The sequence below is a fragment of the Nonomuraea sp. 3-1Str genome (assembly GCF_031570565.1).
GTDB lineage: Bacteria > Actinomycetota > Actinomycetes > Streptosporangiales > Streptosporangiaceae > Nonomuraea.
In genome coordinates, this window is the sequence record NZ_JALHBK010000006.1 from 1 (window position 1) to 23,988 (window position 23,988).

Here is a 23,988-nt window from a genome sequence, read left to right on the forward strand (position 1 = left end):
GGGGGGTAGAAGGAATGGGCTAGTGGCTCGTAGGTAATGAGCAGTGGCAGACGCGGAATGAAGGGGTAGGGGCTGTTTGTATTGTTTTTTTTTTTAAAAGGGAAAAGACGAAGACAAAGGTCCTTTGTGGGGATGGGGTTTGAGGCTTCTCCCCCCCCCCCCCCCCGGGCGGGGGGGGGGCCGGGGGCCGCCCCGGCCGAGCGCTCCCGGGCCCGCCGCACGCCGGTGACCGCCCCCAAGTTCCCGCCCGCGACCGGCCCCGACCACCGGCGGGAGTCGCTCAGCGTGCTGCACGTCGGCGGTCCCCGCTTCGGCCGGGCGCTGCCCGACCCGGGCGAGCCGTTCACTCCGGAGGACATGCAGGCGCGCATCTGGGCGGACCTCACCTCCATGTACGACCGGGGCATGCCACGGCCCGACCTCATCGTGGTCAGCGGCGACCTGACCGAGTCGGGCAGTCTCGGGCAGTTCGGCCAGGCCACCCGGTTCGTCACGGACCTGCGGCTGCTGCTCGGGCTGGAGCCGCACCGCCTCATCCTCGTGCCGGGCCCGCGCGATGTCACCAAGGCCGCCGCCAGCGCCTACTTCATGACCTGCGAGGCCGACGACGTCAGCCCGCAGCCGCCGTACTGGCCGAAGTGGCGCCACTTCGCCGGGCTGTTCGACGAGGTCTACCAGGGGCTGGACGACCGGGTCTTCGACGGCGGGCAGCCGTGGACGCTGTTCCAGGTGCCCGACCTCAAGGTGGTCGTGGCCGGGCTCAACTCCACCATGGCCATGAGCCACCTGGAGCGCGACGCGTACGCGCAGCTCGGCGAGGCGCAGGCGGCCTGGTTCGCCGAGCGGCTGCGGCCGTACGAGGAGAGCCAGTGGCTGCGGCTCGGCGCGATGGGCCACCCGCCGTCGGCGCTGCGCGACGCGCCCATGTTCGACCGCCTGCTGTCGCACCGGCTCAACCTGCTCTTCCACGGCGCCGGCCGCGCCCACGGCCCGGAGGAGAACGGCGAGGGGGGTGTGGTGGCGCCCCGGCCGGGCCGCCACCACGTCGTCGAGATCATGCCCGGCGGCGTCCGCACGTGGGTGCCCGACCAGGAGCCCCGGCGGGACTCGCGGAGCTGGCGGGCCGCCCGCGCCCCGTTCACCGGCGAGACCCCCCAGGTGCCGCGGCCCCGCCAGGAGCCGCCGGAGCGCGAGCCCAGCCCGGTCGAGCTGCTGCTCGACCGGATCGCCGAGGTGTGCGAGGCCCGGCACGAGCGCGCGCGGATCCGCCGCTTCCCCACGCACGTCGTCGTCACCCACCCCGACGACGGGTTCGTCCGGCTGACCATGATCGGCGCGCACGTGGGCCGGATCGACGAGGCCGCCGCCGAGGCGTTCGCCCGGCAGGCGCACGCGGCCGGGCTGCAGGGCGAGCTGGTCTACCAGGGGCCGCCGCCCGAGCGCGCGCTGCGCGACGCGTTCCTGCGCAGAGGGGTGCTGCTGCGCAGCTTCACCGAGTTCCAGGGCCTGCTCGACCTGTCCGGGTACGTGGCCGAGCAGACCGCCCGGCTGGCCGGCGACCGCCGCTACCCGCCGGGGCTGTACGTCCCCCAGCGCTACCGCGAGCTGGACCGGCCCGGCCACCCGGTCAAGGACGGGCTCACCGACGAGCTGATGCGGCTGCTCACCAGCGACCACGGCCGGTTCATGCTGCTGCTCGGCGACTTCGGCCACGGCAAGACGTTCGCGCTGCGCGAGCTGGCCCGGCGCATCCCGGCCGAGCTTCCCCACCTGACGCCGATCTTCATCGAGCTGCGGGCGCTGGACAAGGCACACTCGGTGGACGCGCTCGTGGCCGCCCACCTGGCCACCCACGGCGAGGAGCTCATCGACCTCAAGGCGTTCCGCTACCTGCTCCGGCAGGGCCGCATCGTGCTGCTGTTCGACGGCTTCGACGAGCTGGTCGCCCGGCTCACCTACGACCGGGCCGCCGACCACCTGGCGACGCTGCTCGCCGCGGCCGAGGACAAGGCGAAGATCGTGGTCGCCAGCCGCACCCAGCACTTCAGGTCGCACGGGCAGGTGCTGCGCTCGCTCGGCGAGATGGTCGGGGTGCTGCCCCAGCGGCGGCTGCTCGCCGTCGAGAACTTCTCCCGCGACCAGATCAACTCCTACCTGGTCAACCGCTACGACGACGGCGACGAGGCGGCGGCGCGCATGTCGCTGCTGGAGAGCATCGAGGACCTGCTCGACCTGGCGCAGAACCCGCGCATGCTGAGCTTCATCGCCGACCTCGACGCCGAGCGGCTGCGCACCGTGGTCCGGGCCCGCCACACCACCAGCCCCGCCCTGCTCTACCAGGAGATCCTGACGTCGTGGCTGATGTTCGAGGAGCGGCGGACGGCGCTGCCCGGCTCGGCCTCCGGTCTGACCCTGGCCGAGCTGTGGCAGGCGGTGACGGCGCTGGCGCTGCGCCTGTGGGAGGCGGGCGAGGCGCTGCTCGGCGTGGAGGAGCTGACGGAGTTCGCCGAGACGCTGACGGACCTGGCCGGCGGCCAGCTGTCGGCCGCGCACGCCGCGTACGCGATGGGCTCGGGCAGCCTGCTGGTCCGCACCGAGGAGGGCATGTTCGGGTTCATCCATTCCTCGGTCATGGAGTGGCTGGTGGCCCGGCACGTCGCCGACACCCTCGACGACCCGGTGACGCTGGCGCGGGGGCCGCTGACGCCGCTGAGCGTCGAGTTCCTGTGCGACCTGGCCGACGTACGGGCCCTGCGGGCATGGCTGAACGACCCGCCCCCCGGGCACCACGCCGGCGCCAACGCCGTCAAGATCGCGGGACGGCTGCGCACCCCCGCGCAGGCCGACCTGCGCGGCGCCAACTTCAAGGGCGAGGACCTGTCGGAGCGCGACCTGCAGGAGGTCGACCTGACCGGCGCCGACCTGTCGGAGGCGACGCTCGCCCGCACCAACCTGTCCAAGGCCGTGCTGCGCGACGCCCGGCTCACCGGGGCCCGGCTCGACGGAGCCCTGCTGACCGGGGCCGACCTGCGGGGCGCCGACCTGTCCGGCGCCCGGCTCATCCACACCGACCTGAGCGACGTGACCGCCGAGGGCGCCCGCTGGCACCGGGCGGCGCTCATCCATGTCACCGGCACGCTGCCGGACCTGCCGGGCGCCGCCGTGGTGCCCGGCACGCCGGTCGAGACCCAGCTCGCGCCCGCCGCCATCGGCGTCCCGTACGGCTACCACTTCCAGACCAGCCGGCTGCCCGAGCCCATCGCCTACAGCCCCGACGGCACGACGATCGCCATCGGCAACGAGGACGGCGGCGTGCTGCTCTGCGTGGGCGGCTCCCCCGCGCGCACCCTGCAGGGCCACCACGGCCGCGTCTACGCCGTCTCCTTCGCCGGCGACCTGCTCGCCTCCGGCGCGAGCGACGGCGTCGTGCTGCTGTGGGACGCCGTGACCGGCACACTGCTGCGCCGGCTGGAGGGCCACCCCGACGGGGTGTGGCCGGTACGGCTCAGCCGCGGCGGCGAGCTGGTGGCCGCGGGCGGCGGCGACGGGATCGTCCGCGTCTGGGAGACCGCCACGGGCCGCGAGGCGCACCGCCTGGCCGGGCACCAGGCGCCCATCTACACGGCCTCGTTCGGGCACGCGGAGCTGGTGACGGGCGACTCGGCGGGCGTGGTGCGCGTCTGGGACCTCGGCACCGGCGACGTGGTGGCCACCCTCGACGGCCATGGCGGCTCCGTCTACCGGGCGGTCCACAGCCCGGACGGCCGCCTGCTGGCCACCGGCGACGAGGCGGGGGCCGTACGCCTGTGGGACACCGCGACGTGGACGCTGCGCGGCACGCTCACCGGCCACGCCGGGTCCGTCTACTGCGTCGCCTTCTCCCCCGACGGCACGCTGCTCGCGACCGGCGACACGGCCGGCGCCGTCCGCCTGTGGGACCCGGTCGCGGCCGAGCCGCGGGGCATGCACACGGTCCACTCCGCGAGCGTTTACCAGGTGGCGTTCAGCCCCGACGGTCGCACCCTCGCCAGCGGTGACTCCGGCGGCGTCGTCCGCCTCCAGGAGACGGGCGGCACGGCACGCGTCGAGCTGACCGGTCACCGCAGCTCCGTCTGGCCGTTCGCCTACCGCCCCGACGGCCAGCAGCTCGCCACCAGCAGCAACGACGGCACCGTGCGCCTGTGGGACCCGCCGACCGGAAAGTGCCAGCGGGTCCTGCGCGGCCACGGCAGGCGCATCTCCTCGGTCCGCTTCAGCGCCGACGGCACCATGCTCGCCACCAGCGGCAACGACGGTGTCGTACGCGTGTGGGAGGCGGCCACGGGGCGGCGGCTGCGCGAGTTCACGGGCACCGCGGACCGGCTCGTCTCCGCGCTGTTCTCACCGGCCGGCCCCGTGCTCGCCACCTCCAGCAACGACGGCGGCGTGCACTTCTGGAACGCCATCACCGGCGAGTACGAGCGCGAGCTCAACGTCGAGACCGACCACGTGTGGGCCGAGGCGTTCAGCCCGGACGGCACGCTCCTGGCCACGGCCAACGACGACGACAGCGTGCGCGTGTGGTACCGCGCGACCGGCCGCCTGGTCAGCGACCTGGCCGACCACCGGGGCCGGGTCCGCTCGATCGCGTTCAGTCCGGACGGCCGGTACGTGGCGACGGGCTGCGACGACCGGCTGGTCCGCGTCTGGGACGTCGAGTCCGGCGGCCGGGTGGCCACCCTCGAAGGGCACACCGACCGGGTGTACGCGGTCGTCTTCTCGCCGTCGGGACGCTACCTGGCCAGCGCCAGCAACGACGGCACGGCCCGGGTGTGGGAGCTGCGGCCCGGCCAGCCCTGGCAGCCGGTGCTCAGGCACACCCTGGAGGAGCACACGGGGCGGCTGTGGTCCGTCGCCTTCGACCTCACCGGCGAGCGCCTCGCGACCGGCGGCGACGACCTGACCGTACGCGTGTGGGACACGATCACCGGGCGGCTGCTCCACTCGCTGAAGGGGCACACGCGGCGGGTGTGGTCGGTCGCCTACAGCCCGTCCGACCCGGACCTGCTGGCCACGGCCGGGGACGACGGCGTGGTGATCCTGTGGAGAGGCGAGAGCCGCCACGCCACGCTGCTCGGTTTACCGGAGGGATGGGCGGCGCTGTCGCCGGGTGGCCGGTACAAGGTGGAGGGGGAGGTGGCGGGGCAGTTCTGGCACGTGATCGGGATGTCGCGGTTCGAGCCGGGCGAGCTGGACCCGTACCTGCCGGACGTCCGCCCCGTGCCGCTCGACATCCCGTTCTGACCGGGCGGGTCTCTGACGGGGCCTGCTTCGCAAGGGACCGCGGTCCGTGGCGGCGCCTGAGAAGCCTTGGTGGGGGCTCGCGGGATCGGGGCCCCTTCCGGGGCCTGAGGGGCCCCGTCAGGGCCTGGCGGGGTCAGCCCTTCCCGTTGCCGCCCCGGCCCTTCGGCCGCCCGCCACGGCGCCGTACGGGCCCGCCCTTGGACGGCCTGCCCTGCCCGGTGGACGGCCCGTCCTGCCGCTTGGCGCGGCCGCCCGTGCGTCCGGCCTCCTCCGCGCCCCAGTGGGCGGGACGGGTGAGCGCCCGCGGGATCTTCGTGGCGACGTCGCCGCGGGCCGAGTTGAGCTGCGGCTGGGTCAGGAAGACGCTGCCCCTGAGGTCGGCCCCGGCGAGGTCGGCCCCTCTGAGGTCGGCTCCGATCAGGTCGGCCAGCCTCAGGTCCGCTCCCCTGAGGTCGGCCCCGATGAGGTAGGCGCCCCGCAGGTCGGCGCCGTGCAGGTCGGCTCCCCGCAGGCGGGCCCCGATGAGGTCCGCGCCCCGCCGGTCCTTACCGCGGTCACGCCCCTGTCCGGCCGGCTGCCCGGCCGCCCGCGCGGGAGCTCGTACGAGCTCGCTCACGCGCAGCAGCAGCGGGTTGACCTGGGCGTGCCGCGCGGCCACGTCGAGCCCGGTCAGCTCCTCCGGGCCGAGCCGGGTGAGCGCGTCGATCTCGTCCCGCGCCCGCCGCGCCTCGTCGTGCACCGGCGCGGCATCGGGCAGCGCCAGCGCCTCCGTGAGGTACCACAGCAGCTCGTGGAGCTGCCGCACGACGGGGAACACCTCGAACATCCGCCCGGCCGTGCCCGGCGCGCTCCGCCAGTCCTGCCCGCCGAAGGTGGTCTGGGAGACCTTCTGACCCGCGCCGAAGCAGTCGTACACCGTGCAGCCCGGGAACCCCTCCTGGCGGAGGTGCTGGTGGATGCCGCACCGGAAGTCGTCCTGGAGGTTGTGGCAGGGCCGGCCGGCGCCCTTGTCGACGGCGAAGTCCGCGGACCTGGCGAACGGCAGGGCCACGCAGCACAGGGCGAAACAGCTCCCGCAGTCGGCCCGCAGCTCCGGCCGATCCGGCGCCGGGCGAACGCCCCGAGCTCCGGCATCGTCCTGGCCCGTGTGCCCGACCGTCATGTACCCGCCCCGCTCCCCGAACCGAACTCCCGCACATCCTACCGACGCGGTGAACAGCGTCGTTCGCGCCGGCTCCGGGCCCCCGGCTCACGATCGTCGGCCCCGGGCGGCGGACATCCCCGTCCCGGCGGGAACGCCTGTCCCGTCAGCCGCGGGATGCCCGGCGCAGGAGGTCGTCCCACACCTCGGCCACCCTGGTCTCCAGCTCGTCGAGCGTCCCCTCGTTCGGGATGACGACGTGCGCGATCGCGAGCCGCTCGTCGCGTCCGGCCTGCGCGGCGATGCGGGCCCGGGCGTCGCTCTCGGGCATGCCCCGGTGCTCGGCCAGGCGGGCGACGCGGACCTCGTCGGCGGCGTCCACGACGATCACCACGTCGTACATCGGAGCCAGCTTGTTCTCCGCCAGCAGCGGCACGTCGTAGACCACGATCGCGTCCTCGGCCGCCTGCCCCTGCAGCTCCGCGACCCGCTCCCCCACGAGGGGGTGCACGATCGCGTTGAGCGCGGCGAGCCGGTCGGGGTCGTGGAAGACGATCGAGCCCAGTTTGTCCCGGTCGAGCGAGCCGTCGGGCCGCAGCACCTCCTCGCCGAACGCCGCCACCACGCGCGCCAGCCCCGGCGTGCCCGGCTCGACGACCTCACGGGCGATCTTGTCGGCGTCGATCACCACGGCGCCCCTGGCGGCCAGCCGCCGCGACACCTCGCTCTTGCCCGACCCGATGCCGCCGGTCAGTCCGATCTTCAGCACCCGCACAGCCTATCCAGCCTCCTCCTCCGCGCTCACCGCCGCAGATGGACCAGCGTCAGATGATCGTCCATGCGCTCGCGGCGGGTCTCCCGGTAGCCGAGGCGGCGGTAGAGCCGCAGATTGCCGTCGGACAGGTGGCCGGTGAACAGGTCGAACGCCGACGCCTCCGGCACCTGCTCGTGCAGCGCACGTAACAGGGCGGTGCCCAGCCCCTCGCCCTGCCGGTCGGGGGCCACGACGAGCCGCCCGACCCGGCAGGTCGCGCCGGACAGGCGGCCGCGCACGGACCCGACGACCCGCCCCGCGTCGACGGCCTTGAGCACGACGCCGTCGCGGATGGCCTCACGGACCTGCTGGAGGGACTCCACGAGGGGCGGGATGAACGGATCGCCGTAGAGCTGGGCCTCGGTGACGTACGCCGCCCGCTGCAGCGTGAGAATCTCACCCGCGTCGGCCTCCTCGGCCCGCTGGATCTCCACGCCCAGCACCCTAGCCGAGGCCCCTGGCTCCGTGCACGGTCCCGCGAACGCTCCCGGGCCCAGCCGCCCCGACGGCCCGGCTGTCCGCGGTCCTGCCCGTCAGGCGAGCATGCCGAAGAACGTCCGCAGGCTCTCCACCAGCGACTCCGGCGCCGCCATGGCCACCATGTGGCTGGGGCTCCGGTGACCGCCCCAGTGGATGATCTTGTTCTTGCGTTCGGCGACGCGCCGCATCAGCGGGAGGGTCGTGTGGGACACGCCGGTCGGCACGGCCGTCTGGTCGATCGGCATCCCGGCCGCCCCGTCGTAGTAGGTCCACGACGACGACCCGCCGGTGCCGGTCAGCCAGTAGAGGGCGGCGTTGACGAGCAGCAGGTCGCGTCCGATCGGCTCGGCCACGTCGCCGGTGGGCCAGCCGTCGAACTCCTTGAACCTCTCCACCAGGTACGCGAGCTGCGCCACCGGCGAGTCGGCGAACCCGTGGGCGAGGGTCTGCGGCCGGGCCGCCAGGTACGGGCCGTAGCCGCTCTGGCCCGCGATCGCCCGTCCGAGCTCCGCCAGCTCCGCCAGCTCCTCGGCGCCGGCCCCCTCCAGCTCGGCCGGGTCGCCGGTGGGGATGCCGAGACCGGCCGTGATGTGCGAGCCGATCACGTGCTCGGCATCCAGGAGGGCCAGCCGGGGCGTCACCAGGGCCCCGGCATCGTTGCCGTGCGCGCCGTAGCGCCGGTAACCCAGCCGGCTCATCAGCTCGGCCCAGGTACGGGCCACGCGCTCGATGCTCCACATCCGCTCGTCGGCGGGCTCGGGGAACGGCGAGAAGCCGAAGCCGGGCAGGGAAGGCGCCACCACGTGGAAGGCGACGGCGGGGTCGAGCCCATGGGCGCGGGGGTCGGTGAGCGGGCCCATGACCTCCAGGAACTCGGCGACGGAGTTGGGCCAGCTGTGGGTGAGGAGCAGCGGCAGCGCGCCGGGCTCGGGGGAGCGTACGTGCGCGAAGTGGATCGTCTGTCCGTCGATGTCTGTGGTGAACTGCGGCCACTCGTTGAGCCGCGCCTCCTGCGCCCGCCAGTCGAAGCCGTCGGCCCAGTACGCGGCCAGGTCGCGCAGGTAGTCCACCGGGACGCCCCTGCTCCAGCCGCCGGGCAACTGCGCGGCCCAGCGGGTGCGGTGCAGACGGTCGCGCAGGTCGTCGAGGTCGGCTGCGGGAACGTCGATCAGGAATGGCTTCATGGCTCCCACACTAGGAACCAATGCGGAACATTCCGTTCCGCGATCTCCTCGCCGGGTCGCGAATCTCTCCTTCACTCCACGCTCGCGCCCGCGTCCCGATGTTCGGCGCCGACGCTCCGCGAGCCGTGCCAGGACCTCCACAGCGCCTCGTACACCCCGCCCGCCGCGACCAGCTCGTCGTGGGGTCCGACCTCCACCACCCGGCCGTTGTCCATGACCACCGCCCGGTCGGCGTCGCGGGCCGTGTGCAGGCGGTGGGCGATCGCGATGACGGTCCGCCCCTCCAGGACGGCGGCGAGCGAGCGTTCGGCGCGCCTGGCCGTCCGGGGGTCGAGCATGGCGGTGGCCTCGTCGAGAATGACGGTGTGCGGGTCGGCCAGGATGACCCTGGCCAGGGCGAGCTGCTGGACCCGGTCCGGGCCGAGGCCGGCGCCGGACGACCGGGACCCCAGCTCGTCGTCGAGCGAGGCGACCCAGTCGGCGCCGACCGCCGCCAGCGCCTCGCACAGGCGGTCGTCGCCGGCCGTCGGATCCGCCAGCAGCAGGTTGTCGCGGACCGTGCCGAGGAACAGGTGCTGTTCCTGGGTGACCAGGACGACGTGCTCGCGGAGTCGGTCGGGCGAGAGGTCGGCGACGGGCACCGAGCCGACGGTGACCGTGCCCAGGCGGGGGCGGTCGATGCCGGCCAGCAGCTTGCCCAGGGTGGACTTGCCGGCTCCCGAGGGGCCGACGACGGCCAGGCGCACGCCGGGCCGCACGGTCAGATCGACGCCGGACACCACGTCGTCGCCGCCTTCGTAGGCGAAGTGCACGCCGCGCGCCTCGATGCGGTCGCCCCGCGGCGCCGCGGCGCCGACCTCCTCTCGCGCCGGTGTCGCGAGGCCCTCGATCCTGGCGAAGGAGGCGCCGCTGCTCTGCAGCTGCTCCAGCCAGATCAGGATCGTCTCGATCGGCTGGCCGAGCTGGCGCAGGTAGAGCACGCAGGTGACGACCGCGCCCAGCGTGACCTGGCCGCGGTCCAGGAGCACCCCGCCGAGCAGCAGCACCAGCACGGGCGGCAGGAGCGAGGAGACCTCCACCGAGGGCCAGAGCACGCCGCGCAGGAAGAGGGTCCGCAGCTGGGCGGCCCGGCTGCGCTCGATCACCCGCTCCGCCGCCCGCGTGCGCTTGGCCTGCAGGCCCAGGGCCTCGATGGTGCGGGCGCCCGCGGCGTCGGCGGCCAGGTGCTCGGCCAGCTCCGAGCGGGCGGCGCCCTCCTCCAGGTAGGCGGCGCGGGCGCGGCGAAGGTACCAGCGGGAGGCGGCCACGATGCCGGCCGGCGCGAGCAGGCCGCAGGCGCCCAGGACCGGGTCGACCAGGAAGACTGCGACGATCAGGAAGAGCGCCTGCAGGCTCGAGACGAGGATCGCGGGGGCGGCGTCGCGCAGGGTGCGGCCGACGACGGCCACGTCGGTGGTCCCGCGGGCGGTCAGGTCGCCGGTGCGGATGTGCTGGACCGTGGCGGCGGGCAGGGCCAGCACGCGGTCCAGCAGTTCGGCGCGGATGCGTTCCTGGACCCGCTCGCTGAAGCGGGTGCCGATCTTCTCGGCGTACCTGGACAGGACCAGCTGGGCCAGCGCCGCGCCCACGGCGATCGCGGCGAGCAGGTCGACCGTGCCTCCGGCGCTGATGGAGTCGATGATGCGGCCCAGCAACCACGGGCTGACCAGCGCGGCGGCCGCCGCGAGGCTGTTGAGCAGCAGCGTCGCGGTGAAGCCCGGCACGTCTCGCCTGACCAGGCGCAGGGCGGCCCGCCGTACCTGCCGGCGGTCGGCGACGGGTAGGGCGCGGTTCATCCGAGCACCGACCGGTAGCCGGGGGTGGACTCCATCAGCTCGCGGTGGGTGCCGGAGGCGGCAACCCGCCCGTCCTCGATGAACAGCACCTGGTCGGCCTGGGCGAGCAGCAACGGCGAGGTGGTGGCCACGACCGTCGTACGGCCGGCGCGTGCCGTACGGAGCCGCCCCGCGAGGAGGGACTCGGTGTGCGCGTCCAGCGCGGAGGTGGGCTCCACCGCCAGCAGCACCTCAGGCTCGGCCAGCAGCGCCCGGGCCAGGCGCACGCGCTGGCGCTGGCCGCCCGACAGGTTGCGGCCGCCGGGTTCGATCATCGAGTCGAGCCCGTGGCGCAGCCCCGCGACCACGTCCTGCGCCGCGGCGACGTGCAGGGCCCGGTGGATGGCCTCGTCGCCGGCCTCGCCCCTGCCCTGAAGGACCTCGCGCAGCGTACCCGCGAACAGGGCGGCGTCGTGGTCGGCGATCAGCGAGGTGCCGTCGAACCCGCCCAGCCCTTCGAGCAGCGCCACGCTCTCCTCGGGCCGGGCGCTGACCAGCCCCACCAGGCTCCCCGGCGCGAAGTCCGGCCCGGCGGGCGGGGGACGCTCCCCGGCGCGCAGCGCGAGGAAGCGGGTGACCTGGCGGGCGGCGACCAGGCCGTGGCTGATCTGGAAGCTGCCCTCGATGAAGAAGGAGACCGGCACCACCAGCACGGCGATGTAGCCGTACACCCCGACCAGCTCGCCCACCGTGATCGCCCCGTCGGCGGCCAGCCGGGCGCCCAGCCAGGTGACGGCGGCCAGGAACAGGGCGGGCAATCCGGCGCCCAGCGCGCCGATCCAGCTCGTCAGCGACGCCACCCGGTAGCCCTGCTCACGCAGGCTCGCCGAGTCGGCGCGGTACCGCTCGGCGTAGGTGCCCTTGCCGCCGAAGGCGTTGAGCACCTGGAGGCCCTCGATCAGGTCGACCAGGCGGGTTGCCAGCCTGCCCTGGTTCTCGCGGTAGCCGTTCTGCACCTTCATCAGCCGCCCGAGCAGCGGGCCGAGCAGGATCGCCAGCAGCGGCACGCCCAGCAGCACCACCACGGCCAGCACCACGGAGACCTGCAGCAGCAGCGCCGCCACCACGCCGTAGCTGATCACCGAGCCCACGCCGGGACCGGTCACCGTCAGCGAGGCGGCGATGGTGATGACGTCGCCGATGCCGATCGTCACCACGTCGCCCGTCGAAGCGCGCTTGGGCAGGTCGGCGCCCAGCTTGTTGATCTGCTCGACCAGGGCGCGCACGGTGCGGAAGTGGGCGTCCATCCGGATCTTGGTCATCGTGCGGTGCCGCAGCATCGCCAGCCAGGCGTTGACCAGGCCCGAGCCGAGCAGCACCAGCACCCAGCCGGGCGCCAGATCGTCGTCGATCGCCCTGGACAGCAGGTACGGCGGGAGCGTCAGGCTCACCATCCAGAGGGTTCCCAGCGCCGCGCCCAGCGTGACCCGGCCCTTCTGCGCCCAGGCCAGCCGGCACAGATACCGAGCCGCCTTCATGGCGATCACGCTAGAGCATGGCTTTTCCGACTCTTTGCCCGCCCTCGGCCGGCCGTTTGCCGCGGCCGACCCGGGTGACCGGTCCCTCCTTGCCGCACTGCCCGGGTGCGCCCGTGACGGCGACGTCGCCACGGTGCGCGAAGCCCCGCTCGCGGTAGTCGGCGCGCAGCCGATCCCGAGAGTGCACGCGGCTCGCGTCGATCACTCCTGCTCTCACCGCGTACGCGGCCTGGCGGACGAGCCCGGGCCGGTGGTGGTGCCGCGGATCGATGAGAGGGCGAGGGCAGGCTCTCAAGGCCAGGGCCGCGAGCGGAAGCGGGCCGGAACGCGGGAAGCCCCGCACGGATGATCCGTGCGGGGCTTCCCCCAGAACGTGCCTGCGTCAGGACCTGCCTGCGCGCGGGCTGCTACCTCAGCTCTGACCGCCGGCGAGCTTCTCGCGCAGAGCCGCGAGCGCCTCGTCGGAGGCGAGGGCGCCACCGGCCGGAGCCGAAGAGGAGGAGGAGCTGCTCGACGGAGCCGCGGACTCGCCGGTGTAGGTCGAGGGAGCGGCCTCGCCGGCCTCCGCCTCGGCCTTGCGGGCCTCCTCGATCTGCTTCTTGTGGGCCTCGAAGCGAGTCTGGGCCTCGGCGTACTGCCGCTCCCACTCCTCGCGCTGCTTGTCGAAGCCCTCGAGCCACTCACCGGTCTCCGAGTCGAAGCCCTCGGGGTAGATGTAGTTGCCCTGGTCGTCGTAGGTCGCCGCCATGCCGTAGAGCGTCGGGTCGAACTCGACCTCGGCGCCGCTGACACCCTCGTTGGCCTGCTTCAGCGAGAGGCTGATGCGACGGCGGTCGAGGTCGATGTCGATGATCTTCACGAAGATCTCGTCGCCGACCTGGACGACCTGCTCCGGGATCTCCACGTGGCGCTCGGCCAGCTCGGAGATGTGGACCAGGCCCTCGATGCCCTCCTCGACCCGGACGAACGCGCCGAACGGCACCAGCTTGGTGACGCGGCCCGGCACGACCTGGCCGATCTGGTGGGTGCGGGCGAACTGCTGCCACGGGTCTTCCTGGGTGGCCTTGAGCGACAGGGAGACGCGCTCGCGCTCCATGTCGACGTCGAGGACCTCGACCGTGACCTCCTGGCCGACCTCGACGACCTCGGAGGGGTGGTCGATGTGCTTCCAGGACAGCTCGGACACGTGGACCAGGCCGTCGACGCCGCCGAGGTCCACGAACGCGCCGAAGTTGACGATCGAGGAGACGACGCCCTTGCGGACCTGACCCTTCTGGAGGGTGTTGAGGAACGTCTGGCGAACCTCGGACTGCGTCTGCTCAAGCCAGGCACGGCGCGACAGAACCACGTTGTTGCGGTTCTTGTCGAGCTCGATGATCTTCGCCTCGAGCTCGCGGCCGACGTACGGCTGCAGATCGCGGACACGGCGCATCTCGACCAGGGACGCCGGGAGGAAGCCACGGAGGCCGATGTCGAGGATGAGACCACCCTTGACGACCTCGATGACGGTGCCGGTGACGATGCCGTCCTCGTCCTTGATCTTCTCGATCGTGCCCCAAGCCCGCTCGTACTGAGCGCGCTTCTTGGACAGGATCAGGCGGCCCTCCTTGTCCTCCTTCTGGAGAACCAGGGCTTCGACGTGCTCACCCACCTCCACGACGTCAGCAGGGTCGACATCGTGCTTGATGGAAAGCTCGCGCGAGGGAATGACACCCTCGGTCTTGTAGCCGATATCGAGAAGGACCTCGTCTCGATCGACCTTGACGACGGTGCCCTCGACGATGTCGCCGTCGTTGAAGTACTTGATGGTCTCATCGATCGCGGCGAGGAAGGCTTCCTCGGACCCGATGTCGTTGACCGCTACCTGCGGGGTGCTCGAGGTGGCCTCAGTGCTGGACGTCATGTGTGGAATTGCTCCGAACGCGGACAGGATGTCGATGTGGCGGACGCGCGGCAGGCCCTCTTCCGCATCAAGCCGAGGAGTTACGACATCGACGTGACCGAGCGCGAGCCCGCTCCGTCTGAGGCGCGCGCGAGCCCACAGCGCAGCGATCAGCATATGAGACCAGGAGCATGGGGTCAATCCAAGGGACGCGCGCGGCCTGATCAATAGGCGTTGACACGGTCGTTCCACTTGGCGCCGATATTACCTCGAAGTCGCGACGGGATGGAGATCCGACCCGGGTCGCCGTCGGAGACGTAACGCTCACCGGGGTGCTTGTCCAGCCATTCCAGCCAGTACTGCGAGCACCACTTCCGGCACTCGCCCTTCTTGCCGTTGCTCTGGATGCGCTGGATCGCGCCACGCGGGAAATTTTTCGCGTAGGGCGAACGCGACGGCTCCGCCCCGGCCAGGAAGACCCCCGCGAAGTCGTAGCGCGTGCCGTCCCACTTCCCGGTGCGGGCCAGCTCGCGCGGGTGCGGCGCCACCCCGAAGGGCAGGGCGAGCGTCCGCGGGGTGCCCGCGCCGAGCTTCTCCAGCATCCGCTGGACCTTGCCGATCTGCTTCTGGACCTTCTTCTTCGACAGGACACCGAGGTTGGGGTGGGACCAGGTGTGGTTGGCCACCTCGAACCCGTGGCCGACCAGCCAGCGCACGGCCGCCGCCTGGGCCGCCTCGTCACGCAGCCCGAACGGCTCCCGGTTGACCCAGAACGTGGCCGTGGGCCGGAACGACGGGTACCGCCGGGCCACGTCGAGGATGACCCCGGCGGCGGTGTCGGGCACGGGATTGCCGGAGGCGTCCAGCCGGAAGTGGCTCTCGTGGCCGTCGTCGAAGGTCAGCACGACGGGGAAGCGCCCGGCGGGCACCCGGATGTCGCCGGTGGCGAACTCGGCGGCCGTGATCGGCACGTAGCCCCGCTTGGCCAGCGTCTCCAGCTCCTGCCGGAGCTGCTTGGGGGTGCGGTCGATGGAGGCGTGGCGCTTGGCGATGATGCGGTGGTACATCAGCACCGGGACCACGCCGGCCTCGTTGGCCTTCACCTGGCGGGCGAACTCGGGTGTGGCCGCCACCCCGGGCGGCTGCCCGGCCGTCGAGGACGGCGAGGGGGCCTGTGAGGGCGTTCCGGCGGGGGCGGAGGGGTCCTGGGGCGGCTTCTCGGTCGGCGGCGCCGCCAGAGCCGCCTGAGGGCTCGGGACGGGCTCACCGGAGGAGGGGACGACCGTCAGCCCGACGACGGCCACGGCCATCACCACGACGTTCGCGACGCCGAGGAGGGGGCCGACGATCGGGGGGAAGGACGAGACTGACCGCACAGAACTCCCGTGCACTCGGGGGACCTGAATTTCAGGGTAGTGCAGAGCCGCCCAGAGAACGGCCCTCCGTACAGAGACCCCACTTCCCGGCCATATACCGGTGAAACAGCCGTGAAGGGAAGCGGCGCCCGTTATCTCAGACAACCGGACAGCCGCTTTGGTTCGGACCTCTTCCGGACGCCGACCGCGGACTCCCCCGACGCCGACTCCCCCGGATGCCGACCACCCCGGATGCCGACCGCCCCGGACGCCGACCGCCCGGACACCCACTGCCCGCCGGACCCGGGGACGCGGACACCGGGCACCGGGCGCCGCCCGCAGGCCGCCGAGCACCCGGGGCCAGAGACCTTCCCGGCCACGCGCATGGCGCGGACATGCGCGCTCGCCGCGGCTCGGACAGCGGGCGGCCCGGCGCTTCGAGATCTCCCGGCATGGCCGCCCTGAGATCACCGACGTCCCGGCCGAGCGCACGAAGCGCACGACGCGCACCAAGCTCACGGAGCTCAAGGCGCACGGAGCTCAAGGCGCACGGAGCTCAAGGCGCACGGAGCTCAACGAGCACAGGGAGCACACACGGAGCGCATAAACCACACAGGGCGTGCACGGCGCGCATGCAGCGCGCACGGAACGGACCGCCTCCGGGGAGCCCGGGGGTGGGTCAGTGGCCGGCGTCCTCCCAGGTGCGGCCCACGCCGACCGAGACCTCCAGCGGCAGCCGCAGGTGGTAGGCGGCGTTCATCTGGTCGCAGACGAGCTGCCTGAGCGCCTCCAGCTCGCCGGGCGCCACCTCGAACACCAGCTCGTCGTGGACCTGGAGCAGCATCCGCGAGGCCAGGCCCTCCTCGGCGATGGCCTGGCGGACGTGCAGCATGGCGACCTTGATGATGTCGGCCGCCGAGCCCTGGATGGGGGCGTTGAGCGCCATCCGCTCGGCCATCTCGCGGCGCTGGCGGTTGTCGCTGGTCAGGTCGGGGAGGTAGCGGCGGCGGCCCATGATGGTCTCGGTGTAGCCGTCGGTGCGCGCCTGGCGGACGATGTCCTGCAGGAAGTCGCGCACGCCGCCGAACTCCTGGAAGTACTCCTCCTTGAGCGCCCGTGCCTCGGCCACCGGGATGTTGAGCTGGGTGGACAGCCCGAAGTCGGACAGCCCGTAGGCCAGGCCGTAGTTCATCGCCTTGATGCGCGCCCGCAGCTCGCCGTCGACCTGCTCCGGCGGCAGCCCGAAGACGCGCGCCGCGGTGGCCTGGTGGAAGTCGTGGCCCGACTGGAAGGCCGCGATCAGCGACTCGTCGCCGGACAGGTGCGCCATGATGCGCAGCTCGATCTGGCTGTAGTCGGCGGTGAGGAGCGTCTCGTAGCCCTCCCCCACCACGAAGCCCTGCCGGATGCGGCGGCCCTCGGCGGTGCGGATCGGGATGTTCTGGAGGTTGGGCTTCTCCGACGACAGCCGGCCGGTGGCGGCGATGATCTGGTTGAAGGTGGTGTGGATGCGCCCGTCGTCGGCGATCTCCTTGATGAGCCCCTCGACGGTGGTGCGCAGCTTCTGCTGGTCGCGGTGGCGCAGCATGATCGTGGGCAGCTCGTGCTCGGTCTGCGTGACGAGCCAGGCGAGCTGGTCGGCGTCCGTGCTGTAGCCGGTCTTGATCTTCTTGGTCTTGGGCAGGTTGAGCCGGACGAAGAGGATCTCCTGGAGCTGCTTGGGCGAGCCGAGGTTGAACTGCTCGCCGACGACCCGGTGGGCCTCCTCGGTGGCGTGCTTGACCGCGGCGCCGAACTCGGCCTCCAGGCCGGTGAAGTACGCGCTGTCGACGGCGATGCCGGCCCGCTCCATCTCGGCCAGCACGGTCACCAGCGGCAGCTCCACGTCGGCCAGCAGCTGGGTGCCGCCGCGCCCGGCCAGGAAGCCCTCCAGGGCCTCGGCCAGCTCGCGCACGGCGTGGGCGCGCAGCGCGAGGTCCTTGGCCGGGGCGTCCTCGTCGTCGCCGAACAGCGCGGCCTGCCCGCCGGGCTCCTCCTCGGCCCGCAGGTCGCGGTTGAGGTAGCGGCGGGCGAGGTCCTCCAGCGTGAACGTGCGCTGCCCCGGCATGGCGAGGTAGGCGGCCAGGGCGGTGTCGCAGGAGAGCCCGCGCAGGGCCATGCCCTGCGCCCACAGGGCGAGGATCGGCCCCTTGGCGTCGTGGACGGCCTTGAGCCGGCTCTCGTCCTCCAGCCAGGCGCGCAGCGCGCTCTCGTCGGCCTCGGTGAGCTTGACCGGGTCGATGTGGGCGGCCGTGCCGTCGGGCGAGGCCACCGCGATGGCGTCGATGCGGCCGGTGCCGCGGCCGTAGGCGCCGCGGAAGGCGAGCCCGGCGCGGCCCGCGGGCATCGCGGCCAGCCAGCCGGCCACCCGGTCGGGGCCGAGGATGACGGTCTCGACCTCGAAGCCCTGGTCGGGCTCGCGCTCGCCGGTGCCGAGCGTCTTGAAGACGCGCTCGCGCAGCTCGCCGCGGATCTGCAGGGTGTCGAAGAGCTTGTTGACCTCCTCGCGCTCCCAGACGCCCTGCTTGAGGTCGGTCAGCTCGACCTCCAGGGGCACGTCGCGCAGCAGCTCGGTGAGCCGGCGGTTCATGAGGACCTGGGCGACGTGCTCGCGCAGCTTGTCGCCCACCTTGCCCTTGACCTCGTCGACCCGGTCGACCAGCGCCGTCAGGGAGCCGAACTCGCGCACCCACTTGGCCGCGGTCTTCTCCCCCACGCTCGGGATGCTGAGCAGGTTGTCGCTGGGGTCGCCGCGCAGCGCCGCGAAGTCGGGGTACTGGACGGGCGTCAGGCCGTACTTCTCCTCGACGGCCTCCGGCGTGAAGCGGGTCATGTCGCTGATGCCGCGCCGGGTCATGAGGACGGTGACGCGCTCGTCGACGAGCTGGAGGGCGTCGCGGTCGCCGGTGACGACGAGGACGTTCATGCCCTCGGCGGAGGCGCGCGTGGCCAGCGTGGCGATCAGGTCGTCGGCCTCGAAGCCGGCCTTGGACAGGTGCGGGATGCGCAGCGTGTCGAGCAGCTCGTAGATGAGCTGCATCTGACCGCGGAAGTCCTCCGGGGTCTCGCTCCGGTTGGCCTTGTACGCGGAGTACTCCTCGTGCCGGAACGTGGGCTCGGACCGGTCGAAGGCCACGGCCACGTGCGAGGGCTGCTCGTCGCGCAAAATGTTGGTCAGCATCGACGTGAACCCGTAGACCGCCTCGGTGTGCTGACCATCGGTGGTCATCAGGTTGGCGTCCTTCAGCGCGTAGAAGGCGCGGTAGGCCAAGGAGTGCCCGTCGAGCAGCAGCAGGCACGGTCGGCTGGGGGTCACTTCAACTTTCGCCACACCCGCAGCCTAGTCTGCGACTGCGACAGAAAACCCGAGCTCTGAACACAGCCGGAAAGACTGGAGGCCTCCTCTTGACGCAGACGGACCCCGCCGAGTCGGCGCAGGCGGCCCCCGCCGGGCCCGCGCAGGCGGACCCCGCCGGGCCCGCGCAGGCGGACCCCGCCGGGATCGGCATGTTCACCGCGGTCCACGAAGGGACGCTCCCCCACCGCATGGGCATCGAGTTCGTCGAGGCCGCCCCGGAGCGGGTCGTGGGCCGCATGCCGGTGGAGGGCAACACGCAGCCGTACGGGCTGCTGCACGGCGGCGCGTCCGCGGTGCTGGCCGAGACGCTCGGCTCGGTGGGCGCGGCGCTCCACGCGGGCCCGGAGCGCATCGCGGTCGGCATCGAGATCAACGCCACCCACCACCGCTCCGCCACCTCCGGCCACGTGACGGGCGTGGCGACGCGGCTGCACGGCGGCCGGACGCTGGCGACGTACCACATCGAGATCACCGACGACCAGGGACGACTCGTCTGCACGTCTCGTTTGACCTGCATGTTGCGCGATCGTTGAACGCCACGCGCTCACGTCTCCCTTTGCGCAGGGGGCCCGTGGGTCGCTACCGTTGTGCCAGAGCAGAGCCCGCAGGGGTGACCGAGTAGATAACGTGTGAGGCCGGGGAAGCCCCGCACGGTCCCAAAGGTCACCCCTCGGGCTCGTTCTTGTTATGGGCCCGGAGTACCGGCCCGCGGCCCCGCCCCAGGCGGCGCCGTGTCACCGTCCCGTCGCACGGCGCGCGTCACGTTAACGGCTATTCACCACTTGACCTGCTACGTTGTTTGCTCACGCCTGCGACACGCACATGTCACTAATTGGTGACGGACGATAGTAAGGCACTCCTTCCCGCAATAAGCTCCCGCAACAGCATCCAGTTGTGCCTGCGATGCGCGCGTGTCGAGATGGAGGGGCACCCACCCCACCTTGACCTATAGAGGGAGCACCATTGCGCAGAGCCGTGATCGCGTTCACGGCCTTTCTGAGTGGACTCGTCCTCCTGCTCACCGCCCCGGCCCACGCGGCCACGGCGGACCAGGGCCTGAGAGGGACACTCACATTCCAAGGCCAGCCAGTGAACGGCGTGAAGATCGTCGTGACCACCGAGAGCGGACAACCCGTGGCGGCGGTCACCAGTAACGCGCAAGGTACGTGGCAGGTGCCGGTGGACAAGCCCGGCAGATACAAGGTCACGCTGGATGTCGCCACGCTGCCCAAGAACGCGGCGGTCCGGGGCGGGAGCAACGTCCGCACCCTGAGCGTGTACGAGGGCAACATGTCAACCGCCCTGTTCGCGCTGCAGGCCAAGGGAGCTCCCGGGCAGCCCGCGGAGGACGAGGCCGGCCAGAGCGGCTTCTGGACGCAGGCGGCGCAGCTCGCCTTCGAGGGCCTCAACCTGGGCCTCATCATCGCGCTCGCGGCGCTCGGCCTCTCGCTCATCTACGGCACCACCGGCCTGACCAACTTCGCGCACGGCGAGCTGGTCACGCTCGGCGCCATCCTGGCCTACGCCGTCAACGTCGGCATGGGCCTGCACCTCATCCCCGCCGCGGTGATCGCGGTGATCCTCGCGGGCGGTCTCGGCTACGCGCAGGACAGGTTCTTCTGGGGACAGCTGCGCAAGCGGGGCACCGGCACCATCGCCATGATGATCATCTCGATCGGCGTGGCGCTCTTCCTGCGGTACGTCTTCCTCATCTTCTTCGGCGGCCAGAGCGAGGCGTACGCCCAGTACACCGCCCAGCCCGGCATCGAGATCGGGCCGATCTCGGCGGCGCCCAAGAACTTCGTCGCCATGGGCATCGAGCTGCTCGTCCTCGTCGTGGTCGGCTTCGCGCTGCTGCGCACACGCACCGGCAAGGCGGCCCGCGCCGTCGCCGACAACCCGGCGCTGGCCTCCTCCTCGGGCATCAACGTCGACCGGGTCATCCGCATCATCTGGACCATGGGCGGCGCCATCGCCGCGCTGGCCGGCGTCATGCTCGGCCTGTCGCAGAACCTGAAGTACACGATGGGCCAGGACATCCTGCTGCTCATCTTCGCCGGCGTCACGCTCGGCGGCCTCGGCACCGCGTTCGGCGCGCTCGTCGGCTCGCTCATCGTCGGCCTGTTCATCCAGCTGTCCACCCTGTGGGTGCCGCCGGAACTCAAGAGCGTCGGCGCGCTGGCCGTGCTCATCATCGTGCTCCTCTTCCGGCCGCAGGGCATCCTGGGCCGCCGAGAGCGGATCGGCTGACGGGGGGAACCATGGACTGGGTAACGATCATCTCCACCACCGTCAAAGCCGCCGTAGGCGTCGAGACGGTGCTCTACGCGCTCGCCGCCATCGGCATCAACGTCCACTTCGGGTACACGGGCCTGCTGAACTTCGGGCAGTCGGCGTTCATGGCCGTGGCCGGCTACGGCCTGGCGGTCACCGTCACCGTGCTCGGCCTGCCCTTCTGGATCGGCATCGGCGTCGGCCTGCTGGCCGCGGTCCTGCTGGCCATCGTCCTCGGCATCCCGACGCTGCGGCTGCGCGCCGACTACCTGGCCATCGTCACCATCGCCGCGGCCGAGATCATCCGGCTCGTCTTCCGGTCGGTGGCGTTCAAGGACGTCTTCGGCGGCTCCGACGGCCAGCGCGGCTTCTCCGAGGGCTTCTACGCGCTCAACCCGCTCCCCGAGGGGGACTACGGCTTCGGCTGGTTCACCTTCAACCACCGGGTGACCTGGGTGCTGCTGGTCGGCTGGGTGCTCATCGGCCTGTCCTGCCTCATCGTGTACCTGCTGATGAAGAGCCCGTGGGGCCGGGTGCTCAAGGCCATCCGTGAGGACGAGGACGCGGTGCGCAGCCTCGGCAAGAACATCTTCTCGTACAAGATGCAGTCGCTGATCCTGGGCGGCGTCATCGGCTCGCTGGGCGGCTTCATCTACGGCCTGGCGTTCGCCTCGGTGCAGCCCGACATCTTCGGCACCGAGACCACCTTCTTCGCCTACACGATCGTCATCCTCGGCGGCGCGGCGCGCGTCCTCGGCCCCGTCGTCGGCTCGATGATCTTCTGGGTGCTGCTGGTCCTGGTCAACGGCTTGCTCAGCGGCGCGGTCGAGGCGGGTTACCTGCCCTTCATGGAGCCCACCCAGGTGGGCCCCGTCCGCTTCCTCCTGGTCGGCGTGGGACTCGTCCTCTTGCTCGTCTACCGGCCACAGGGCATCTTCGGGGACAAGAGGGAGATTGCAATCGATGCACGCTGAAACCCATGCCGACGGCGGCGCCGGCACCGTGACGGCGGCGACCGCCCGCAAGTCCGAGGCCCAGGCCGCGTTCAAGGACCTCGCCCGCGACCCGGGCGTCCCCAAGCCCGACCCGATCCTCGTGATCGACAAGGTGGTGCGCCGCTTCGGCGGCCTGACCGCCGTCGAGGTGGAGCACGTCGAGATCCAGCGCGGCTCCATCACCGCGCTGATCGGCCCCAACGGCGCGGGCAAGACGACCTTCTTCAACCAGCTCACCGGCTTCGACACCGCGGACTCCGGCCAGTGGACGTTCAACGGCCGCGCGATGAACGGCGTGCCCGCCCACAAGGTGGCGCGCGCCGGCATGGTCCGCACCTTCCAGCTCACCAAGGCCCTGTCGCGGCTCACGGTGATGGAGAACATGCGCCTGGGCGCCCAGCAGCAGAAGGGCGAGAGCTTCTTCCGCGCGCTCGTGCCGAGCCTCTGGCGCGCGCAGGAGGACGAGATCACCGAGCGGGCCGAGGAGCTGCTCGCCAGGTTCAAGCTCGACGCCAAGCGTGACGACTTCGCCGGCTCGCTGTCGGGCGGCCAGCGCAAGCTGCTGGAGATGGCCCGCGCGCTCATGGTCCAGCCGGAGCTGGTCATGCTCGACGAGCCGATGGCCGGCGTCAACCCGGCGCTCACCCAGTCGCTGCTCGGCCACGTCAAGAACCTGCGCGAGCAGGGCATGACCGTGCTGTTCGTCGAGCACGACATGGACATGGTGCGCGACATCAGCGACTGGGTCATCGTCATGGCCCAGGGCTCGGTGATCGCCGAGGGGCCGCCGGACACCATCATGTCCGACCCGCGCGTCATCGACGCCTACCTGGGCGCGCACCACGACGCGCCGCTCTCGGAGACGGAGCTGGAGGAGCAGCTCCAGCAGGCGGAAGCGGCGCTCGAGGCCGAGATCGAGGAGGAGACTCAGAAGTGAACACCGTCCCCGAGTCCCCCGAGCCCGAGCAGACCGCTCAGGAGGCCCCCCACAGCGCCGCCACGTCCACCGTGGCGGCATCCGCGCCCGAGGCGTCCCAGCAGGCGGTCACCGACCGCAGCGCCCATCTGAGGGGCGCGGAGAGCGCCGTGCTGCGCTGCGACGAGCTGATCGCCGGCTACCTGCCGGGCGTCAACATCCTCAACGGCTCCGACCTGTACGTCGGCGACGGCGAGCTGATCGGCATCATCGGCCCCAACGGCGCCGGCAAGTCGACACTGCTCAAGGCCATGTTCGGGCTCGTCAACATCCGCAGCGGCACGGTGCGGCTGAAGGGTGAGGACATCACCAACATGAAGGCGCACCAGCTGGTCTCGCGCGGCGTGGGCTACGTCCCGCAGACCAACAACGTCTTCCCCAGCCTCACCATCGAGGAGAACCTGGAGATGGGCGCCTTCCAGGTGCCCGGCAAGTTCAAGGAGCGCTTCGAGTTCGTCGCCGAGCTGTTCCCCGCCCTCAAGGAGCGGCGCAAGCAGCGCGCCGGCTCCCTGTCGGGCGGCGAGCGGCAGATGGTGGCCATGGCGCGGGCGCTCATGACCGAGCCGTCGGTGCTGCTGCTCGACGAGCCGTCGGCCGGCCTGTCGCCCAAGCTGCAGGACCTGGTGTTCATCCAGGCCCAGCAGATCAACAAGGCGGGCGTCACGGTCGTCATGGTCGAGCAGAACGCCCGGCGCTGCCTGCAGATCTGCCACCGCGGCTACGTCCTCGACCAGGGCCGCAACGCCTACACCGGCACCGGCCGGCAGCTCGCCAACGACCCCAAGGTGATCGAGCTGTACCTCGGCACCCTGGCCAAGGCGTAACGCACGTAACGGTTTCTCACGTACGACGGCG

Annotated in this window: 15 protein-coding genes; 6 read left to right on the forward strand and 9 right to left on the reverse strand. The window is 71.9% G+C overall.

Features of this window, described 5'->3' with window-relative positions; translation table 11 throughout:
- Positions 1-225: 225 nt before the first annotated feature.
- A complete protein-coding gene (locus MTP10_RS12180) occupies positions 226-5,283 on the forward strand; it encodes a pentapeptide repeat-containing protein (RefSeq protein WP_310709226.1) in 5,058 nt (1,685 codons plus the stop codon).
- Positions 5,284-5,416: 133 nt separating this feature from the next.
- On the opposite strand, the gene MTP10_RS12185 is transcribed toward MTP10_RS12180, so the two are convergent.
- The 9 genes from MTP10_RS12185 to polA all read right to left on the reverse strand — a co-directional run bounded on the left by MTP10_RS12185 (position 5,417) and on the right by polA (position 18,861).
- Positions 5,417-6,445, reverse strand: a complete 1,029-nt coding sequence (locus MTP10_RS12185) for a pentapeptide repeat-containing protein (RefSeq protein ID WP_310709227.1) — start codon at positions 6,443-6,445, stop codon at positions 5,417-5,419.
- A 145-nt stretch (positions 6,446-6,590) separates the two neighbouring features.
- Entirely contained in the window at positions 6,591-7,193 is a 603-nt protein-coding gene (gene coaE / locus MTP10_RS12190) for a dephospho-CoA kinase (protein WP_310709228.1), read from the reverse strand.
- 32 nt (positions 7,194-7,225) lie between these two features.
- Positions 7,226-7,678 carry a GNAT family N-acetyltransferase gene (locus tag MTP10_RS12195; RefSeq protein ID WP_397200691.1) on the reverse strand — a complete coding sequence of 151 codons (453 nt, stop codon included), beginning with the start codon at positions 7,676-7,678 and terminating at the stop codon, positions 7,226-7,228.
- Positions 7,679-7,771: 93 nt separating this feature from the next.
- Positions 7,772-8,902, reverse strand: a complete 1,131-nt coding sequence (locus MTP10_RS12200; protein WP_310709230.1) for an epoxide hydrolase — start codon at positions 8,900-8,902, stop codon at positions 7,772-7,774.
- A 71-nt stretch (positions 8,903-8,973) separates the two neighbouring features.
- Positions 8,974-10,737, reverse strand: coding sequence for an ABC transporter ATP-binding protein (locus MTP10_RS12205; protein WP_310709231.1), 1,764 nt, complete (start codon positions 10,735-10,737; stop codon positions 8,974-8,976).
- Positions 10,734-12,254 (reverse strand): ABC transporter ATP-binding protein, encoded by a 1,521-nt coding sequence (locus MTP10_RS12210; RefSeq protein ID WP_310709232.1) that lies wholly within the window; start codon positions 12,252-12,254, stop codon positions 10,734-10,736. Before MTP10_RS12210 ends, MTP10_RS12205 begins: the two co-directional genes overlap by 4 nt.
- Positions 12,255-12,666: 412 nt before the next feature.
- Positions 12,667-14,157 carry a 30S ribosomal protein S1 gene (gene rpsA, locus MTP10_RS12215; protein WP_310709233.1) on the reverse strand — a complete coding sequence of 497 codons (1,491 nt, stop codon included), beginning with the start codon at positions 14,155-14,157 and terminating at the stop codon, positions 12,667-12,669.
- A gap of 203 nt (positions 14,158-14,360) precedes the next feature.
- Positions 14,361-15,512 carry a polysaccharide deacetylase family protein gene (locus MTP10_RS12220; protein ID WP_310709234.1) on the reverse strand — a complete coding sequence of 384 codons (1,152 nt, stop codon included), beginning with the start codon at positions 15,510-15,512 and terminating at the stop codon, positions 14,361-14,363.
- Between the two features lie 658 nt (positions 15,513-16,170).
- Complete coding sequence (gene polA, locus MTP10_RS12225; protein ID WP_310709235.1) at positions 16,171-18,861, reverse strand: DNA polymerase I; 2,691 nt, start codon at positions 18,859-18,861, stop codon at positions 16,171-16,173.
- 176 nt (positions 18,862-19,037) lie between these two features.
- Between polA and MTP10_RS12230 the strand changes: the two genes are divergently transcribed.
- The 5 genes from MTP10_RS12230 (at position 19,038) to MTP10_RS12250 (ending at position 23,957) form a co-directional block, all read left to right on the forward strand.
- Positions 19,038-19,421, forward strand: coding sequence for a hotdog fold thioesterase (locus MTP10_RS12230; RefSeq protein ID WP_310709484.1), 384 nt, complete (start codon positions 19,038-19,040; stop codon positions 19,419-19,421).
- A gap of 565 nt (positions 19,422-19,986) precedes the next feature.
- Positions 19,987-21,138 carry a branched-chain amino acid ABC transporter permease gene (locus MTP10_RS12235; protein WP_310709236.1) on the forward strand — a complete coding sequence of 384 codons (1,152 nt, stop codon included), beginning with the start codon at positions 19,987-19,989 and terminating at the stop codon, positions 21,136-21,138.
- 11 nt (positions 21,139-21,149) lie between these two features.
- Positions 21,150-22,136 carry a branched-chain amino acid ABC transporter permease gene (locus MTP10_RS12240; RefSeq protein ID WP_310709237.1) on the forward strand — a complete coding sequence of 329 codons (987 nt, stop codon included), beginning with the start codon at positions 21,150-21,152 and terminating at the stop codon, positions 22,134-22,136.
- Positions 22,126-23,094 carry an ABC transporter ATP-binding protein gene (locus tag MTP10_RS12245; protein WP_310709238.1) on the forward strand — a complete coding sequence of 323 codons (969 nt, stop codon included), beginning with the start codon at positions 22,126-22,128 and terminating at the stop codon, positions 23,092-23,094. The genes MTP10_RS12240 and MTP10_RS12245 overlap by 11 nt, the downstream gene beginning before the upstream one ends.
- Positions 23,091-23,957 (forward strand): ABC transporter ATP-binding protein, encoded by an 867-nt coding sequence (locus MTP10_RS12250; protein WP_397334450.1) that lies wholly within the window; start codon positions 23,091-23,093, stop codon positions 23,955-23,957. The genes MTP10_RS12245 and MTP10_RS12250 overlap by 4 nt, the downstream gene beginning before the upstream one ends.
- Positions 23,958-23,988: the final 31 nt, after the last annotated feature.

Excerpts from the sequence above, each read along its gene's own strand:
- MTP10_RS12245 (WP_310709238.1), top strand. The coding sequence starts at position 22,126 with ATGCACGCTGAAACCCATGCCGACGGCGGCGCCGGCACCGTGACGGCG.
- MTP10_RS12230 (WP_310709484.1), top strand. The coding sequence starts at position 19,038 with ATGTTCACCGCGGTCCACGAAGGGACGCTCCCCCACCGCATGGGCATC.
- MTP10_RS12240 (WP_310709237.1), top strand. The coding sequence starts at position 21,150 with ATGGACTGGGTAACGATCATCTCCACCACCGTCAAAGCCGCCGTAGGC.
- MTP10_RS12210 (WP_310709232.1), bottom strand. The coding sequence starts at position 12,254 with ATGAAGGCGGCTCGGTATCTGTGCCGGCTGGCCTGGGCGCAGAAGGGC.
- rpsA (WP_310709233.1), bottom strand. The coding sequence starts at position 14,157 with ATGACGTCCAGCACTGAGGCCACCTCGAGCACCCCGCAGGTAGCGGTC.
- MTP10_RS12200 (WP_310709230.1), bottom strand. The coding sequence starts at position 8,902 with ATGAAGCCATTCCTGATCGACGTTCCCGCAGCCGACCTCGACGACCTG.
- MTP10_RS12205 (WP_310709231.1), bottom strand. The coding sequence starts at position 10,737 with ATGAACCGCGCCCTACCCGTCGCCGACCGCCGGCAGGTACGGCGGGCC.
- MTP10_RS12185 (WP_310709227.1), bottom strand. The coding sequence starts at position 6,445 with ATGACGGTCGGGCACACGGGCCAGGACGATGCCGGAGCTCGGGGCGTT.